The organism is Pseudomonas sp. HY13-MNA-CIBAN-0226 (genome assembly GCF_040310305.1).
GTDB lineage: Bacteria > Pseudomonadota > Gammaproteobacteria > Pseudomonadales > Pseudomonadaceae > Aquipseudomonas > Aquipseudomonas gregormendelii.
Genome location: NZ_JBEOPS010000003.1, coordinates 15,387 through 33,468, shown reverse-complemented (window position 1 = coordinate 33,468; position 18,082 = coordinate 15,387). Strand labels below are relative to the sequence as shown.

Sequence of the window (18,082 nt, the reverse complement as noted above, 5' to 3'; positions counted from 1 at the left end):
GGGTGTAGCTGCAAGGGCCCCTTCGCGGGCAAGCCCGCTCCCACTGAGTTTTGTGTTGGACACATAATCTCCACACTACACCGAACCCTGTGGGAGCGGGCTTGCCCGCGAAGGGGCCCTTAGACTCAATACAACTTATCGCTTTTGTTATCATCAATCATCGATACATTACTTGTCGGTCCGGTCAATAAATTACTGAGCGACTGGTCAAACTTCTGCAATGCCCGAACTTGCACTTCCTGCTGTTCGTTGATATCTGCAACTATCTCTTCGCTGCGCTTGTAATCAGCCCATAAAGGGCTCAATGACCTGGTGTCGTACCCGCGAGCGGTGCCGATATAGTCAAGGTTGCGATCATAGAAGTGCGCACTGACATCCGCTTCCACATCCGAACTGCGCGAGGTAATCAACTGGCTGCGGGCATCGACGACTGCTGCCACATCAGGCCTCGCCGCGCGCAGGCTCTGCATGTCCGGGTATTCCGTCACCGAGCCAAACTGGCGCTGCAACGAAGCCTTGACCCAGTCCACTGCCCTGTCCGGTGTAGAGGTGGCCACGTAGGCGTCATGAATGGATTGCACCAGCAGGCTCTGGCCGAAGCCCGTCCCCGCGTTGGCGCGGTAATCATTGAGGTAAGCGCGATTGGTCTGGGTATTGCGACTGTAGACAATGCCTACGGATTTGTCGGGCCCGCTGGGCACCTTGGTGGAAGCGCTGCGGCCTACCGGTTGGGAGAATATCCCATGCAGAGGACCAACCGATTCCGGTGCAGTTGGAACGGAGCAGCCCGTTATGATAACCGTCATTGTCAGTGTACTGATCAGCACTCGTTTCATGGTGTTTCTCCAGTGAAACAGCTTAATTCATGAAGTTTGTCGCCGACATTGATTCGGCAGTCATTCAAAGATTAGTCCTGTCAGCATTTAATGAAATGGCGCATGTGACGGCACGGATGCAGTCATTAGTTTTGTTCGGCGTAAAGATTGGCGACTCATCGCTCGGAGAAATAAAAAGACCCAAATAATTAAAATGGGCCTGATTATTTATGCATCGTCGCTCAGCTATCAGTTTTTCAACGGGATCAACACTTTCTCGTCCGGCGACAGCACCATGAATACCAACAGTTTCGCGGGTTGGGTTGCGCTGGCGTTTTTCGAGACCAGGTGTTCCGAGCCGGCGGGCTCGTACCAGTATTCACCGGCCTTGTACGACACGGCTTGTTCGCCTTTGACCTGCGAGATGATCTCGCCGGACAGCACGTAGGCCATGGCGGTGCCTTCATGCTTGTGAGCGATAGAGGCCTGTCCGGGCTGGTAATCGACCTCGATCATCAAGGCTTTTTTGCCGGGCACGTTTTTCAGCATCTGGTCTTGCAGAACCGTGACCTTTTCCGATGGCGCAGCTTCGTGGGCCAGTGCAGCAGCGGAAACGGTCAGGGCCAGTGCCGCAAGGGGAGCAGCGAGTAAGCGCAGGGTTTTCATGTTTATCACCTGGAAGAATGGGGTTGTCCGAACCCACATTAGTGCGCAGGTGAGGCCAGGCAAACAGCCAATTCCCTGGAAGGTCAGGTGACCAATCTAGCGGATGGGGAAACTGTTGAAATCCACCGCATTGGCCAGTTGGTTGTCGATCAGGCCGATAAAGCCTTGTACTTCAGGGCAGTTGAAATGCATCTGCATGGCCGCTTCCGATTGCCAGCGGGCGCTGACGTTCCAGCGGTTACTGTCCTCGGGGCAGCGGTCGACCATGTACGACTCGCAGCCTGGCTGCTGGCGCAGGGTTTCAACAATTCTCTGCAGTTGCTTGCCAAGCTCGTCGGAGCGGCCGGCAGCGGCCTGCACCTGTACGGTATTGATGACTTCGGTGGACATTGCTCACACTCCTGAATCAGGCCGGACGAATCCTGCTCACTGAGGGATAAACGCCTTAGCAGGATAGGCTTGCGCCCCGGGACCACCAATAGCCAATCGCCTGATAAACCCCTACGCCAATCGATCAGGCGACCTGCTGCAGAATGTCGCGCAAACGGTTCAGGGCCAGGTCGATGTCCAGGGTTTCGATAGCACCAAAACCCATGAGCAGCCCGTCTCTTGGCGCCTGCTGGTAGTAGAAACCCTCGATCGGATACAGCCCGACTTCGACTTTTTTCGCCAATTCCACCAGCAATGGCATATCGATAGGCACCTTGAACATCAGCACCATGTGAAAGCCTGCCGTGGAAGGGACCGCTTCGAGCCAGGGTGCAAGGTCCGTGGCTGCGCGTTCGAGAATACGCTCGCGTCGACCGGCATAGATCGTGTGGCAACGCCTGATGTGCTTGAGCAGGCACCCCTCGGCGATGAACTTGGCCAGCGCCCACTGGGGCAGGGTCGAGGTGTGCAGGTCGGTGAGCTGCTTGGCGCGAATCACCGCTTCGAGGATCGCCGGGGGCAAGATCGCATAACCCAGGCGCAACTCCGGCAACAGGGTTTTGGAAAAGGTACCGACGTAAGCCACGATGCCGCGCTCGTCCATGCTTTGCAGCGAGTCTGTCGGCCGGCCCTCATAGCGGAATTCGCTGTCGTAATCGTCCTCGATGATGATCGCCCCCAGCTCATAAGCGCGCTCCAGCAGCGCCAGCCGACGTTGCGTACTCATGGGGATGCCGAGCGGGAATTGATGGGAGGGCGTGACGTAGATCAGCCGCGTGCCCAAGGGGATCTTCTCGACCTGAATGCCTTCGCTATCCACCGGCACACCGATCACCGTCGCACCGTGGCTGCCAAACAGCAGGCGCGCCGGTGGATAGCCGGGATCTTCCATGGCCACCAGGCCGCCGGGACGGGTCAGCACCCGGGAGATCAGGTCCAGCGCCTGTTGTGCGCCGTTGCACACCACCACATCGTCATCCTGGCAATTGACCCCACGGGAAAAAGCAATATGCCGGGCTATTGCATTGCGCAGCGCCGGCAGGCCTTCAGGCTGGCTGTAGAAGCCCTTGGAGCCGGACATCTGGCGCAGGGCGTGTGCCGTGCACCTGCGCCAGTCGTCCTGGGGAAATTGCCCCTTGCTGGTGGCGCCACCAATAAAGTCGTAGCGCAGTGAACCGTCCAGCGTCGGGTGGCGCAAGAACACCGGCAAGCTGCGCCAGGATTCGATGATTTCCGCACTGGCCAGGTCCGAATGGCTCTGTTTGCGAGTGATTTTGGCCGGGCGGGCGTTGACGTACGTACCTTTGCCGATGACGCCGGTAAGGAAGTTCTCGTAGGTCAGCTGGGCATAGGTATCGGAAATGGTCTTGCGCGAGATGCCCAGTTGCTCTGCCAGCAAGCGGCTGGGCGGCAACTGGGTGCCAGCCGCCAGGCGGCCGGATTCGATGGCGCTGCGCAGTTGCTTGTACAACTGGCCCGCCAGGTCCTTGCGGCCGTTGATGACGACATGAAGTTCCATACCGGCGGGGCTCCGGGGGCGATTCAGGGGCGTGTGCGATCGCGCAAGATTACCCGCATGAGCGAACATGCAGTAGTTGTGCGGGTAAAAAACCGCAGATTGGCCTGGCGCCGCAGTGGTCAACGGTTAATTCGCCGAATTGGACCTGTAACGATCCACGTTGCGCGCCTACCGTAGGCTGACTCTATCGGCCCCCGAGGCTCGCCATGAATTCCCGCCTGGATTACTACAGCGCATCGCCCAAGGCGATGAAAGCCATGATCGCCATGGAGGCCCTCACCAGCCATCTCAGCATCGAACCGCAGTTGTTGCACCTGATCAAGATCCGCGCTTCACAGCTCAATGGCTGCGCGTTCTGCACTGACATGCACTCGGTGGATGCGCGACGCCTGGGCGAGACCGATCGGCGGCTGTATTCGATCGTGGTGTGGCGCGACAGTCACTTCTTCAACCCCCGTGAGCGCGCCGCACTGGCCTGGGCCGAGGCGGTCACGCTGCTCGCTCAAAGCCATGTTCCGGATGACGTCTACGCCCAGGCCCGGGAGCAATTCAGTGAGGCTGAAATGGTCGACCTGACCGTTGCCGTCACGACCATTAACAGCTGGAATCGCCTGGCCGTAAGTTTCCGCCAAACCCCGAGTTGTTGATGGGCGCAGGATTGTAATAGAGTGGGCTGCCATGTCTGTATCAAGGATGAATCACCCATGTCTGGCACCGATCCCGTCATCAGCCTCGAACGTTTCAACGAATCCCATCTCGAAGGCGTCGCCGCGCTCTATAACGAAACAGCGATCACGCGCCAGGTGCTGCAGATGCCGTATCAGTCCGTAGAGGCCTGGCGCTCGCGCATTGAAGCAGGCAATGAACGCGCACTGAAACTGGTGGCACTGCATCAGGGCGCGGTCATCGGCCACCTGGGGCTTGAACAGTATTCGCGAGTGCGCCGCAGCCATGCGGGCAGCTTTGGCATGGGCGTCGCGTCAGCGTGGCAGGGCAAGGGCGTTGGCTCCAGATTGCTCAGCGCCGCCCTGGACATCGCCGACAACTGGATGAACCTGCAGCGGGTCGAGCTTTCGGTGTATGCCGACAATGAAGCGGCTATTAGCCTGTATCGCAAATTCGGCTTCGAGACCGAAGGCCTGTTTCGTGACTACGCCTTGCGTGACGGGGTGTTGGTGGATACCTTGAGCATGGCGCGCCTGCGTCGCACGCTCACCTCCCGCTGATTGGGCCGGCAGCGCAAAAAACACCGCTGGCGCGTTTAGTCGTACGCCGGCGGCTCGCTTCTGCCATGCTCAACGTCCGCAGCACTGCTTCAACCAAAGGAACACCGCAATGGACGACGTACAGCAACTGGGTCAGATGCTTCGCCAATACGCAGATAGCGAAGCGCACAAGAAGCAACTGTTTGAGGCGCAATCGGCCGTGTGGGCGACGCGTATAGGCGAGTTGTTCGACCAGATCCAGCTGTGGCTGGAACCGGTCAAGACGCCCAACCTGCTGGAAGTCAGTCGCGCGGCTTATGTCGCATTCGGGCCAAGTGTTCCGGTGGAAACGTCGAAGTTCAACACCGAGAAGCTGAGCATCGTGATCGCTGGCAAGCCGGTGGAATTCGTTCCCGATGTGATGGGCACGGGCGGGCAGATTTCCCTGGCGGTCATGGGCCTCACGGCTGCCCGCTATGGCAGCGTTTCGCTGGTCTGCCTGCCGCCCTCCAACAGCTGGCAGTGGCGCAAGACCAACGGCCTGAAGGACGCGGATACCTTTGCCTTCGATGCGAATTTCCTCGCGCAGCAACTGCAAAGCCTGATCCCCCGCGAGCGCGGCTGAAAGATAGATAACACACTCTGATCTTGCGGGATTTGACTCTGCGGGCGTCAGCCTGCGCAGGGTCGAATCGGTGCGTAACTGATGCCAGGTGCCCGAGAGCGCCATCAGGCAGGGGAAACTGGAGTGCGGTGCCGGACGGGCCGTTATTTCAACGCCGGGTCGCCCATGTTCATTTTCTTCCAGCCTTGCAGCAATACCTGGGCCTTGGGTTCCTGGCCGTTCTCCAGGTAATACTGGATCAGCGAAAGTCGTGCGTTGCGATTGGCCGGCTGTTCCTTGAGCAGCCGTTCCAGCTCCAGGCAAGCCTCGTCAACCTTGCCGCTGTCGTGCAGCGCTACGGCCAGTACATAGCCGTATTGCGCGTTCTGCGGCTCCAGTCGGGCCGCCTTGAGCAGGGCAGGCATGGCTTGGGCGGTTTTGCCGGCGCGAATCAGGGCCAGACCAAGGGAATGCTGGAGCAGCGCTGCTTCCGGGTGGTCCTTGAGGCCCTGGTCGAGGAGTGCCTGGGCTTCCTGTTTGCGTCCGGCCGCTTCCAGCCATTGCACCAGGCTGACCAGTGCCGGGTAGAAGTCGGGGTCGCGCTTAAGCGCAGTGCGCAACAACCCTTCGACGTCAGCGCTGCGCCCGCTGGCCTGATACAGCATGGCGAGGTTGAGATTGGCTTCGGCACGTTCGGCCAGGCTCTTCTGCACTGCTTCATACTCGCCGATTGCCACGTCCCAATTGCCCCGGGCGTTGCCCAAACCATCGCGGGCCGCGCCGAGCAGGTCGCGTGCGGCGGCAATCCGTACGGCCTTCACCGGGTCAACCAGCAATGGCGTCAGCAGGGGGGCGCGTTCGGCCGGCGGCAGGATGGCGCTGATCGCCCGGATGGCGCTTTCACGTACCTGGGGCGCCGGGTTGTTCAAGTCTTTGCTTGCCAGTTTCAAGGCCTGTTCGCTGGGGTACAGCGCCAACTCGGCCAGCAGCGTCGCGCGCTGGATGGCCGGCAAATTGCTGCGTTGCAACTGCTCGTTCAGGGCTTGGGCGGCACCGGGCTGGCCATTGCGGATCAGCCACAGGCTTTCGTCGTAGCGCGGGGCCTGCGGGGCAGAGGCGGCGTTCCAGAGCTTGAACTGTTCAGTGACCTTGTCACCAGCCTTGCCCTGGTGACAGGTCAGGCAGGCGTCCGGCGTGCCGAGTTTTTTTGCTCGTTCCGGGTTGGGAATGCTGAAGCTGTGGTCGTGACGGAAGTCGTTGCCCATGTAGAACTTGCCGGGCATATGGCAATCTACGCATTGCGAGCCGGGTTGCCCCATGGTGTGCCGGGTGTGTTCGATGGAGTCGTAGTTCTTCGCTTGCAAGCCCTTGCCGTCCACCCCGGCGACGGCGGTCTTGCCCGCCGTGTTGTGGCATTGCAGGCAGACGCCATTACCGGGCGCCTTCAGTTCGTTACTGTGGGGGTTGTGGCAATTGCTGCAGCGCACGCCCTTGTCGGCCATTTTGCTCTGGGCGAAGGAACCATGCTCGAACACCTCATCCTTGATCTTGCCGTCCAGCGCATACAGTTCGCGCGTCAGGGCGCTGGGCAGGTAGTCGTCCATCAGCCGCTTGCCGACGGTAAAACCGTCTCCCAGGGGCGCTCGCCGGGAATGGCAGCGGGCGCAGGTTTCCAGTTCGACGGTTGCGTTCTGGTCCTTGAGATCCACGGCAAAACCCTTGTGGACCAGGTCACCTTTTTTCGCCGTCCACTGCAGATGGTTCGAGGCCGGGCCATGGCATGCCTGGCAGCCGACACCGAGGCTATTCCACTGACTGTCGAAGGTGTTTTTTGCGGCATCGAAATTGCGCTTGAAGCCGGTGGTGTGGCACTCGACGCACATGAAATTGGCGTTCTGGCTCGGCTTGCTCCAGTGCAACGGATTCTTGAAGTTGACGCCCTGGCCCGGGTACAGGTGAAACCAGCGATGCTTTTCGGTATCCCACGCCACACCCAACGCCTGCAGCCGACCTTCGCCGACTTCTATCAGGTACTGCTGCAACGGCGCGATGCCAAAGGTGTAGGCCACCTTGAAGTCCGCATTCTTGCCATCGATGCCAGGGGTGTTGACCCAGAAAGCATCGTCCTTGCGCGAGAAGCGTGTGGTTTCGTTTTCCGCCTTGAAGCTGACGTTATTGAAGTCACCCAGCACCGTGTCGGCATTGGCGTCCTGCATGGCCAGCTGGTGATGGGAACCTTGCCAATCCTTGACCTGGGGACTGTGGCAGCCTTGGCATTGCACTTCGTCGACCATGGTCGCGGGGGGCATTGCGACGGGGCGCGCCTTGGCTGGTTGGGCAGTCGGAGCAGGTGCGAGGGCAACCGGGGTTGGTGTGCTGCTCAGCAGAAACCAGCCGATCCCCGCCACTGCCAGGAGCAGCGTCGCGATGATGACCGGAAACAGCAAGCGCCCCGTCAGATTGGAAGGCGAATCAGGCTTCGGATCTGCAGCTTTATTCTTATGTTCAGGCATTGCGACTTCCGTAGTCCAGGTGCGATTACCTTCAGGCGCGCGTGCAGCATCGGTGCAGCTTTGCCGGATGCCAGGCCCGTGTCAATCGACCAGGCGCTCAAGCGCGAAATTGGCAAGTCCTTGCCGCTGGCCGCAGGGCCTGGCCCGGGTGTGATCGTGGTGCGCGCCGCCATTACCGCCGCCAGCAGCAAGACTGAAGGCCTGAAGCCTTACGAAGTGATCCCGATTGCTCTGGTAGCTGCTGCGATCTTTTGATCTTGTTTTTTATAATCAAGATCAAAAGATCGCAGCCTTCGGCAGCTCCTACGGGGTTTTGGTGACAAGCACCATCCGTCCCGACAGCGCCTGCGCAGCTTGTGCAGGCAATCGACGTCAACGATTACAGTCGCTGGCTGATACACCACAATTTGTATCCGGGCATAGGTCGCCAGCCCATTTCGTGGTTAACTTCGGCCTCTTCAAAATTCTCAAAATCAACGTTCAGAAGGACTCAGTTCATGGCTCAAGTCACTCTTAAAGGCTCTCCGGTTCAAGTCAACGGCCAACTGCCACAAGCCGGTTCCAAGGCGCCAGCCTTTTCCCTGGTTGCCGGCAATCTGTCCGACGTGACCCTGGCAAGCTTCGCCGGCAAGCGCAAAGTGCTGAACATCTTCCCAAGCGTCGACACTCCGACCTGCGCCACCTCCGTGCGCAAGTTCAACGCCCAGGCCAACGACGTGGCCAACACCGTGGTGTTGTGCATCTCCGCTGACCTGCCGTTCGCCCAGGCGCGTTTCTGCGGTTCCGAAGGCCTGGAAAACGTGCAGAACCTGTCGACCCTGCGCGGTGCCGAGTTCATCGAGAACTACGGCGTGGCGATTGCCGACGGTCCGCTCAAAGGCCTGACCGCTCGTGCGGTAGTGGTCCTGGACGAAAACGACAATGTCCTGCACAGCGAGCTGGTCAAGGAAATCGCTGAAGAACCGAATTACGAAGCAGCGCTTGCTGTATTGAAATAAGTTCGGGCTTACAATTGTTAACGGCCTGGCCCTGTCCAGGCCGTTTTCATTTGTGTATCTGTATCAGTGTCTTGGACAAACATCCTGTTACGTAAGCCGAAGGTAAATTGCCGGTAAAGCCGCTTTGCTTAATACCCGCCAGTGCTTATCGTTCAGCCTCCCGTAGAAGAAGCCCACGCGCCCAATGGTTGATCATTCAATGCAATCCTCCTCCCGTAGTCCCCGTCGCTGGCTGTTCGGCCTGCTAGTTCTGTTGGTCGTCGCTGGCGTCTGCTGGAAATTCTGGCCCGCAGGCGACCAGAAAGAGTCTGCAGGGCAGAAAGCTGCGGCCGGGCATACCGGCAAATCCGGGGGGATGCGGCCGGGGTTCGGCGGCGCGACCGGGCCGATTCCGGTGCGTGTGGCGCCGGCTGTGAAGGGTGATTTTCCCCTTTACTACAAGGCGCTGGGTACTGTAACCGCGCTCAACACCATCAATGTGCGTAGCCGGGTCGGCGGCGAACTGGTGAAGATTGCCTTTGAGGAAGGCCAGATGGTCAAGGCCGGCGACCTGCTGGCGGAGATCGACCCGCGTCCATACCAGAATGCCTTGCTTCAGGCCGAAGGAACCCTGCTGCAGAACCAGGCGCAGTTGAAAAACGCCCAGGTGGATGTCGAACGCTACCGTGGCCTGTATCGCGAAGACAGCATCGCCAAGCAGACCCTGGACACAGCCGAGGCGCTGGTCGGCCAGTATCAGGGCACGGTCAAGACCAATCAGGCAGCGGTCAATGACGCCAAGCTCAATCTCGAATTCACCAAAATTCGCGCACCGATTGCCGGCCGTGTAGGTTTGCGTCAGCTGGACGTCGGCAACCTGGTGGCCGCCAATGACACCACGGCCTTGGCCATCATCACCCAGACCCAACCGATCAGCGTCGCCTTCACCTTGCCGGAAAACAACCTGAGCGTGGTGCTGGAGCGTTATCGTTCGGGGGCCAAGCTACCTGCTGAAGCCTGGGACCGGGGGGACACCAAATTGCAGGCGACCGGCGTGCTGCAGAGCCTCGACAACCAGATCGACGTGACCACAGGCACCCTCAAATTCAAGGCCCGCTACGACAATCGCGACCAGTCGCTGTTTCCCAACCAGTTCGTCAACGTCCACCTGTTGGCCGACACCCTGAAAAATGTCGTGCTGGCACCTTCGGCCGCCATCCAGTTCGGCACCAATGGCACCTTCGTCTACGCCCTCGATGGCGACAAGAAGGTCACCATTCGCCAGTTGAAAGTCGGTGCCAGTGACGGTGACAACACCGTGATCACCGAAGGCCTGGCCGCCGGCGACCGCGTAGTGCTCGAGGGCACCGACCGCCTCAAGGAAGGCAGTGAAGTGGAAGTGGTCAATGACAGCAAGGACGTGCCGACCGCGCCCACCGAACACCTTCAGGGCAAGTCGGCGGCCTCGTCGCCTGATAGCACTGCGACCGACAAGGCGAAAAAGGGCGGCGCATGAACATCTCGCGGCTGTTTATCCTTCGCCCGGTAGCCACGACGCTTAGCATGCTGGCCATTATCCTGGCCGGCATTATCGCCTACCGCTTGCTGCCGGTGTCGGCGCTGCCTCAGGTCGATTACCCGACCATTCGCGTGATGACGCTGTATCCCGGCGCCAGCCCGGATGTCATGACCAGCGCCGTGACCGCGCCGCTTGAACGCCAGTTCGGGCAGATGCCCGGCCTCACGCAGATGGCTTCGACCAGCTCCGGCGGCGCATCGGTGCTGACCCTGCGCTTCAGCCTCGACATCAACATGGACGTCGCCGAGCAACAGGTCCAGGCCGCGATCAACGCCGCTACCAACCTGCTGCCCAGCGACCTGCCGGCACCACCGGTGTACAACAAGGTCAACCCGGCGGACACCCCGGTCCTGACCCTGGCGATCACCTCCAAGACCATGTTGCTGCCCAAGCTCAATGACCTGGTCGATACGCGCATGGCGCAGAAAATCGCCCAGATCAGCGGGGTCGGCATGGTCAGCATCGCCGGCGGCCAACGCCAGGCGGTGCGGATCAAGGTCAACCCGGAGGCCCTGGCGGCCAACGGCCTGAACCTGGCCGACGTACGCACCCTGATCGGTGCGTCCAACGTCAACCAGCCCAAAGGCAACTTCGACGGCCCGACCCGGGTGTCGATGCTCGATGCCAACGATCAACTGACGTCGCCTGCGGACTACGCCAACCTGATCCTCGCGTACGCCAACGGCGCGCCGTTGCGGCTCAAGGACGTGGCAGAGATCGTCGACGGTGCCGAGAACGAACGGCTGGCCGCGTGGGCCAATGAAAACCAGGCGGTGCTGCTCAATATCCAGCGCCAGCCCGGGGCCAACGTCATCGAAGTGGTGGACCGGATCAAGGCGCTGCTGCCGAGCATCACTGACAACCTGCCGGCCGGCCTCGAGGTCACCGTGCTCACCGACCGGACCCAGACCATCCGCGCTTCGGTGACGGACGTGCAGCACGAACTGCTGATCGCCATTGCCCTGGTAGTCATGGTCACGTTCCTGTTCCTGCGTCGTGCCAGCGCCACCATCATCCCCTCGGTTGCCGTGCCGCTGTCGCTGATCGGCACCTTCGGCGTGATGTACCTCGCCGGGTTCTCGGTCAACAACCTGACCCTGATGGCCCTGACCATCGCCACCGGGTTTGTGGTGGACGATGCGATCGTGATGCTGGAAAACATTTCCCGCTATATCGAAGAAGGCGAAACCCCGTTGAACGCCGCGCTCAAGGGCGCCAAACAGATCGGTTTCACCCTCATTTCCCTGACGCTGTCGCTGATCGCCGTACTGATTCCGTTGCTGTTCATGGCCGACGTGGTAGGGCGCCTGTTCCGCGAGTTCGCCATCACCCTGGCGGTGGCCATCCTGATTTCCCTGGTCGTATCCCTGACCCTGACGCCGATGATGTGCGCGCGGCTGCTCAAGCGCGAGCCCGAAGAAAAGGAGCAGGGGCGTTTCTATCGTGCCAGTGGCGCCGTCATCGACTGGATGATCGCCGCTTATGGGCGCAAGTTGCAGTGGGTGCTCAAACATCAGCCGCTGACGCTGCTGGTGGCGGTCGGCACACTGGCGCTGACGGTGTTCCTGTACATGATCGTGCCCAAGGGTTTTTTTCCGGTGCAGGACACCGGGGTGATCCAGGGCATCTCCGAAGCCCCGCAGTCGATTTCCTTTGCCGCCATGAGCCAGCGTCAGCAGGACCTGGCGAAAATCATCCTGGCTGATCCGGCGGTGGAAAGCCTGTCGTCCTACATTGGCGTCGATGGTGACAACTCGACGCTCAACAGCGGGCGTTTGCTGATCAACCTCAAGCCTCACAGCGCCCGGGACCTGAGCGCCAGCGAAATCATCGCCCGCCTGCAACCCGAAGTAGACAAACTGGTCGGTATTCGCCTGTTCATGCAGCCGGTGCAGGACCTGACCATCGAGGATCGGGTCAGCCGCACGCAGTACCAGTTCAGCATGTCGTCCCCGGACTCGGATTTGCTCAGCCTGTGGAGCGGCCGTCTGGTCGAGGCCCTGGCGCAGCGACCCGAGCTGACGGACGTGGCCAGCGACTTGCAGGACAAGGGCCTGCAGGTCTACCTGGTGATCGACCGCGACGCGGCGTCCCGGGTTGGGGTTTCGGTAGCGAATATCACCGACGCCCTGTATGACGCGTTCGGCCAGCGACAGATCTCTACCATCTATACCCAGGCCAGCCAGTATCGCGTGGTGCTGCAGGCGCAGTCCGGCGAGAAAATCGGCCCGGATGCCTTGAACCAGATCCACGTCAAGACCACCGATGGCGGCCAGGTGCGCCTGTCCAGCCTGGCCCACATCGAGCAACGTCAGGCTCAGCTGGCAATCACCCACATTGGCCAGTTCCCGGCGGTGATGATGTCGTTCAACCTCGCTCCCGGCGTGGCGCTGGGGCATGCCGTGGACATCATTGAACAGGTGCAGCAGGACATTGGCATGCCGCTGGGCGTGCAGACCCAGTTCCAGGGCGCGGCCGAAGCGTTCCAGGCGTCGTTGTCGAGCACGTTGCTGCTGATCCTGGCGGCGGTGGTGACCATGTACATCGTGTTGGGCGTGCTTTACGAGAGCTACATCCACCCGATCACCATCCTCTCGACCTTGCCCTCGGCCGCAGTGGGCGCCTTGCTGGCGTTGCTGTTGAGTGGTAATGACCTGGGCATGATCGCGATCATCGGCATCATCCTGCTGATCGGTATCGTCAAGAAGAACGCGATCATGATGATCGACTTCGCCCTCGACGCCGAACGTAATCAGGGGCTGGACCCGGAGACGGCGATCTACCAGGCGGCATTGCTGCGCTTTCGGCCGATCCTGATGACCACCCTGGCAGCCTTGTTTGGTGCGGTACCGCTGATGCTGGCCACCGGCTCCGGCGCGGAACTGCGCCAGCCCCTGGGGCTGGTGATGGTGGGCGGGTTGCTGGTGAGCCAGGTCCTGACCTTGTTTACCACCCCGGTCATCTACCTCTATTTCGATCGTCTGGGTCGTCGTTGGGGTCATAAATCCGAACCCGTGGAAGCGGTAGAGCAGCCATGAACCTGTCCGGACCTTTCATCAAGCGGCCGGTCGCTACCATGCTGTTGAGCCTGGCGATCATGTTGCTGGGCGGCGTGAGCTTCGGCCTGTTACCGGTATCGCCGCTGCCGCAAATGGATTTCCCGGTGATCGTGGTCCAGGCCAGCCTGCCGGGTGCCAGCCCCGAGGTCATGGCGTCGACCGTGGCCACGCCGCTGGAACGTTCGTTCGGGGCGATTGCCGGGGTCAACACCATGAGCAGCCGATCCAGCCAGGGCTCGACACGGGTGATCCTGCAATTTGACCTCGACCGCGATATCAACGGCGCGGCGCGGGAAGTACAGGCGGCGATCAACGCGTCGCGCAATCTGCTGCCCAGTGGCATGCGCAGTATGCCGACCTACAAGAAGGTCAACCCGTCCCAGGCGCCGATCATGGTGCTGTCCCTGACCTCGGATGTGCTGGAGAAGGGCCAGCTATACGACCTGGCCTCGACCATTCTGTCCCAGAGCCTGTCGCAGGTGCAGGGCGTGGGCGAAGTGCAGATCGGCGGCAGTTCCCTGCCTGCGGTGCGCATCGAGCTCGAACCCCAGGCGCTCAACCAGTACGGCGTGGCCCTCGATGATGTGCGCACGGCCATCGCCAATGCCAACGTGCGCCGGCCCAAGGGCGCGGTCGAGGACGGCGAGCGGCTGTGGCAGATCCAGGCCAACGACCAGCTGGAAAAGGCCAAGGACTACGAGTCGCTGATCATTCACTACGCCGACGGCGCGGCATTGCGCCTCAAGGATGTGGCCAAGGTCAGCGATGGCGTCGAAGACCGCTACAACAGCGGCTTCTTCAACGACGACGCCGCAGTGCTGCTGGTCATCAACCGCCAGGCCGGCGCCAACATCATCGAGACCGTCAACGAAATCAAGGCCCAGTTGCCCGCGCTGCAGGCCGTGCTGCCGGCCAGCGTCAAGCTGAACCTGGCCATGGACCGTTCGCCGGTGATCAAGGCCACCCTGCATGAAGCGGAAATGACCTTGCTGATCGCCGTGGCGCTGGTGATCCTGGTGGTGTTCCTGTTCCTCGGCAACTTCCGTGCTTCCCTGATTCCGACCCTGGCAGTGCCGGTGTCGCTGGTCGGTACGTTTGCGGTGATGTACCTCTACGGGTTCTCCCTGAACAACCTGTCGCTGATGGCGCTGATCCTGGCGACCGGGCTGGTGGTGGACGACGCCATCGTGGTGCTGGAGAACATTTCCCGGCACATCGACGAGGGTGTGCCGCCGATGAAGGCCGCTTATCTGGGGGCCGAAGAGGTCGGTTTCACCCTGTTGTCGATGAACGTCTCGCTGGTGGCGGTGTTCCTGTCGATCCTGTTCATGGGCGGCATCATTGAAAGCCTGTTCCGCGAATTTTCCATCACCCTGGCGGCGTCCATCGTGGTCTCGCTGGTGGTTTCGCTGACCCTCACGCCAATGCTTTGCGCCCGCTGGCTCAAGCCCCATACGCCGGGCCAGGAGAACCGCCTGCAGCGCGTCAGCCGCCGGACCAACGACTGGATGGTCGCCAAATACGCCACCAGCCTCGACTGGGTGCTGCGCCATCGGCGCCTGACACTGCTCAGTCTGTTCGTGACAATCGGCGTTAACATTGCGCTGTATGTTGTTGTTCCTAAAACATTTATGCCGCAGCAGGATACCGGTCAGTTGATCGGTTTCGTGCGCGGGGATGACGGGCTGTCATTCACCGTGATGCAACCCAAGATGGAGGTTTTCCGTCGTGCAGTATTGAAAGACCCGGCCGTTGAGAGCGTCGCCGGTTTCATTGGCGGCAGCAACGGCACCAACAACGCCTTCATGCTGGTGCGCCTAAAACCGATTAAGGAGCGCAACATCTCCGCCCAGAAGGTCATCGAGCGCCTGCGCAAGGAGATGCCCAAGGTTCCCGGTGCGCAACTGATGCTGATGGCGGACCAGGATTTGCAATTCGGCGGTGGCCGCGAGCAGACCACCTCGCAATACTCCTACATCCTGCAAAGCGCGGACCTGGGCTCATTGCGTGAGTGGTACCCGAAGGTCGTGACCGCGCTGAAGGCTTTGCCCGAACTGACGGCCATCGACGCCCGTGAAGGCCGCGGCGCTCAGCAAGTCACGCTGATTGTCGACCGCGATCAGGCCAAACGCCTGGGCATCGACATGAACATGGTCACTTCGGTACTCAACAACGCCTACAGCCAGCGGCAGATCTCGACCATCTACGACAGCCTGAACCAGTATCAAGTGGTGATGGAGGTCAACCAGAAGTACGCCCAGGACCCGATTACCCTCAAGCAAGTGCAGGTGATTACTGCCGACGGTGCACGGGTTCCGCTGTCGACCATTGCCCATTACGAAAACAGCCTGGAAGACGACCGGGTCAGCCACGAGGGCCAGTTCGCCTCCGAAAGTATCTCCTTCGACATGGCCGAAGGCGTGACGGTGGAGCAGGGGACCGCCGCCATCGAGCGGGCGATTGCGCGGCTGGGCATGCCGGAAGACGTGATTGTCAAAGTCGCCGGGACTGCTGACGCGTTCGCTGCCACGCAGAAGAGCCAGCCATGGATGATCCTTGGCGCGCTGGTCGCGGTGTACCTGGTGCTGGGCGTGCTCTATGAAAGCTACATACATCCACTGACCATCCTCTCGACCTTGCCGTCTGCCGGCGTCGGTGCATTGCTGTCGATCTATGCGCTGGGCGGGGAATTCAGCCTGATCTCGCTGTTGGGGCTGTTCCTGCTGATTGGTGTGGTGAAGAAAAACGCCATCCTGATGATCGACCTGGCCTTGCAGCTCGAGCGGCATCAAGGCCTGGCGCCGCTGGAATCGATTCGCAGCGCCTGCCTGCAGCGTCTGCGGCCCATCCTGATGACCACCCTGGCCGCGATTCTCGGGGCCTTGCCCTTGCTGCTCAGTCGCGCCGAAGGGGCTGAAATGCGTCAGCCGTTGGGCCTGACGATTATCGGCGGGCTGATCTTCAGCCAGGTGCTGACCCTTTACACCACCCCGGTGGTCTACCTCTATCTCGACAAACTGCGCCATCGCTTCAACCACTGGCGTGGGGTGCGTACCGATGCTGCTCTGGAAACTCCGCTATGACTGACCGTTCGCTTTTCACCCTGGCCGCACCCCTGGTCCCGGCTCGCGGCTCGCGCCTGCTGAGCCTGGCACTGTGCGTGTCGTTGCTCAGTGCTTGCGCCATCGGGCCGGATTACCAGCGCCCGCAAGCGGCGGCCCCGGTGCAGTACAAGGAAGCGGCCGGCTGGCGTCAGGCCAACCCCAGCGATTCGCTGGCGCGCGGAGCCTGGTGGGAGTTGTATGGCGATCAGCAGCTCAACGGCCTGATCGACAAACTCAACAGCGCCAACCAGACCGTCGCCCAGTCCGAAGCCCAGTACCGCCAGGCCCAGGCGCTGGTGCGCAGCGCCCGTGGCGCATTTTTTCCGACCGTGGACCTGACCGTGGGCAAGAACCGCTCCAGCCAGGGCACCGGTAGCAGCAGTTCCAGCCTGAGCAGTTCTTCCAGTGGCATCCGTGACACTTACACGGCGCAGGCCGGCGTGAGTTGGGAGGCTGACGTCTGGGGCAAGCTACGCCGCGGCCTGGAAGCGGACACCGCCAATGCCCAGGCGAGTTATGCCGACCTGGCGGCCATGCGCCTGAGCCAGCAATCGGAACTGGTGCAGAACTACCTGCAGTTGCGGGTTATCGACGAACAAAAACGCCTGCTGCAAGCGACGGTGGAAGCCTACGAGCGCTCGCTGAAAATGACCCAAAACCAGTACCGCGCCGGAGTCTCCGGCAAGGATGCAGTGGCCCAGGCGCAGACCCAGCTCAAGAGCACCCAGGCCGACATGGTCGACCTGATCTGGCAGCGCGCGCAGTTCGAAAATGCCATTGCGGTGCTGATCGGCTTGCCGCCAGCACAGTTCAACCTGGCCGAATCCCGTGACATCCCGACCTTGCCCGAGGTGCCGCTGAACCTGCCTTCACAACTGCTGGAACGGCGGCCGGACATTGCCTCGGCCGAGCGTTCGGTGATGGCGGCCAATGCCAACATCGGCGTGGCCAAGGCGGCGTATTACCCGGACCTGACACTGAGCCTCAACGGCGGCTACAGCAGCAGCACCTCTTCCAACTGGATAAGCGTGCCGAATCGTTTCTGGTCCGTTGGCCCCCAACTGGCCATGACCCTGTTCGACGGCGGCCAGCGCTCGGCTGAAGTGGATCGCAGCGAAGCCGCCTATGATGAAACCGTGGCCAAGTATCGCCAGACCGTACTCGACGGCTTCCGTGAAGTGGAGAACTATCTGGTGCAGTTGAAGGTGCTGGAAGACGAATCCGAAGTGCGCCAGCAGGCGCTGGATGCGGCCCGAGATTCCCTGCGCCTGACCCAGAACCAGTACAAGGCGGGGTTGATTGCCTATATTGACGTGGTGGTTGTACAGGCGACGGCTCTGAGTAATGAACGCAGCATGCTCAGCCTGTTGCAGAGCCGGTTGATCGCCAGCGTGCAGTTGATTGCAGCGCTGGGCGGTGGTTGGGATGGGCAGCTGGAGCAGAGCGCACAGTAGCGTCGCTCCTACAGATAAGGGTATTGCCCCGCCATTTAATTGTTCAAACAAGCGTTTCATCGGCTTGATGGCCTTTTGCTGATTTTCTCAGTGCGTTCCTCCTGAGAGTTAGTACAATCGCCAACTTCAACACCGCCGGGCAGGGAAGCAGTACGGGT

13 protein-coding genes and 1 pseudogene are annotated in these 18,082 nt (G+C 60.8%); 9 read left to right on the top strand and 5 right to left on the bottom strand.

From position 1 onward, the window contains the following. Nucleotides 1–125 precede the first annotated feature (125 nt). From AAEZ05_RS04005 to pdxR, 4 genes are all read right to left on the bottom strand, one after another. A complete protein-coding gene (locus AAEZ05_RS04005; RefSeq protein ID WP_350646666.1) occupies nucleotides 126–836 on the bottom strand; it encodes an ATPase in 711 nt (236 codons plus the stop codon). A 228-nt stretch (nucleotides 837–1,064) separates the two neighbouring features. After that, nucleotides 1,065–1,481 carry a cupin domain-containing protein gene (locus tag AAEZ05_RS04000; protein WP_350597621.1) on the bottom strand — a complete coding sequence of 139 codons (417 nt, stop codon included), beginning with the start codon at nucleotides 1,479–1,481 and terminating at the stop codon, nucleotides 1,065–1,067. A gap of 96 nt (nucleotides 1,482–1,577) precedes the next feature. Next, on the bottom strand, nucleotides 1,578–1,871 hold the full coding sequence (locus AAEZ05_RS03995; RefSeq protein WP_205892309.1) for a putative quinol monooxygenase: 294 nt from the start codon (nucleotides 1,869–1,871) through the stop codon (nucleotides 1,578–1,580). A gap of 124 nt (nucleotides 1,872–1,995) precedes the next feature. After that, the gene (gene pdxR, locus AAEZ05_RS03990) at nucleotides 1,996–3,429 is read right to left on the bottom strand and encodes a MocR-like pyridoxine biosynthesis transcription factor PdxR (RefSeq protein ID WP_350646665.1); all 1,434 of its coding nucleotides are present in this window, start codon (nucleotides 3,427–3,429) and stop codon (nucleotides 1,996–1,998) included. A gap of 206 nt (nucleotides 3,430–3,635) precedes the next feature. Between pdxR and AAEZ05_RS03985 the strand changes: the two genes are divergently transcribed. From AAEZ05_RS03985 to AAEZ05_RS03975, 3 genes are all read left to right on the top strand, one after another. Further along, nucleotides 3,636–4,076: a carboxymuconolactone decarboxylase family protein gene (locus tag AAEZ05_RS03985; protein WP_350646664.1), complete on the top strand. Its 441-nt coding sequence runs from the start codon at nucleotides 3,636–3,638 to the stop codon at nucleotides 4,074–4,076. Nucleotides 4,077–4,133: 57 nt separating this feature from the next. Then, the gene (locus AAEZ05_RS03980; RefSeq protein ID WP_350646663.1) at nucleotides 4,134–4,655 is read left to right on the top strand and encodes a GNAT family N-acetyltransferase; all 522 of its coding nucleotides are present in this window, start codon (nucleotides 4,134–4,136) and stop codon (nucleotides 4,653–4,655) included. Between the two features lie 109 nt (nucleotides 4,656–4,764). Then, nucleotides 4,765–5,259 (top strand): hypothetical protein, encoded by a 495-nt coding sequence (locus AAEZ05_RS03975; protein ID WP_350646662.1) that lies wholly within the window; start codon nucleotides 4,765–4,767, stop codon nucleotides 5,257–5,259. Nucleotides 5,260–5,402: 143 nt separating this feature from the next. Here the strand turns inward: AAEZ05_RS03975 and AAEZ05_RS03970 are convergent, their stop codons facing one another. After that, entirely contained in the window at nucleotides 5,403–7,751 is a 2,349-nt protein-coding gene (locus AAEZ05_RS03970) for a tetratricopeptide repeat protein (protein ID WP_350646661.1), read from the bottom strand. 87 nt (nucleotides 7,752–7,838) lie between these two features. Between AAEZ05_RS03970 and AAEZ05_RS03965 the strand changes: the two are divergent. The 6 genes and pseudogenes from AAEZ05_RS03965 to AAEZ05_RS03940 all read left to right on the top strand — a co-directional run. Beyond that, nucleotides 7,839–8,000: pseudogene (locus AAEZ05_RS03965) on the top strand (DUF3313 family protein); the annotation flags it as partial. Between the two features lie 248 nt (nucleotides 8,001–8,248). Next, a complete protein-coding gene (gene tpx, locus AAEZ05_RS03960) occupies nucleotides 8,249–8,749 on the top strand; it encodes a thiol peroxidase (RefSeq protein WP_045058627.1) in 501 nt (166 codons plus the stop codon). 184 nt (nucleotides 8,750–8,933) lie between these two features. Continuing rightward, on the top strand, nucleotides 8,934–10,244 hold the full coding sequence (locus AAEZ05_RS03955) for an MdtA/MuxA family multidrug efflux RND transporter periplasmic adaptor subunit (protein WP_045058626.1): 1,311 nt from the start codon (nucleotides 8,934–8,936) through the stop codon (nucleotides 10,242–10,244). Beyond that, the gene (locus AAEZ05_RS03950; RefSeq protein ID WP_350646660.1) at nucleotides 10,241–13,345 is read left to right on the top strand and encodes an MdtB/MuxB family multidrug efflux RND transporter permease subunit; all 3,105 of its coding nucleotides are present in this window, start codon (nucleotides 10,241–10,243) and stop codon (nucleotides 13,343–13,345) included. The genes AAEZ05_RS03955 and AAEZ05_RS03950 overlap by 4 nt, the downstream gene beginning before the upstream one ends. After that, nucleotides 13,342–16,449 (top strand): efflux RND transporter permease subunit, encoded by a 3,108-nt coding sequence (locus AAEZ05_RS03945; protein ID WP_205892316.1) that lies wholly within the window; start codon nucleotides 13,342–13,344, stop codon nucleotides 16,447–16,449. The genes AAEZ05_RS03950 and AAEZ05_RS03945 overlap by 4 nt, the downstream gene beginning before the upstream one ends. Next, entirely contained in the window at nucleotides 16,446–17,924 is a 1,479-nt protein-coding gene (locus tag AAEZ05_RS03940; protein WP_205892317.1) for an efflux transporter outer membrane subunit, read from the top strand. The genes AAEZ05_RS03945 and AAEZ05_RS03940 overlap by 4 nt, the downstream gene beginning before the upstream one ends. Nucleotides 17,925–18,082: the final 158 nt, after the last annotated feature.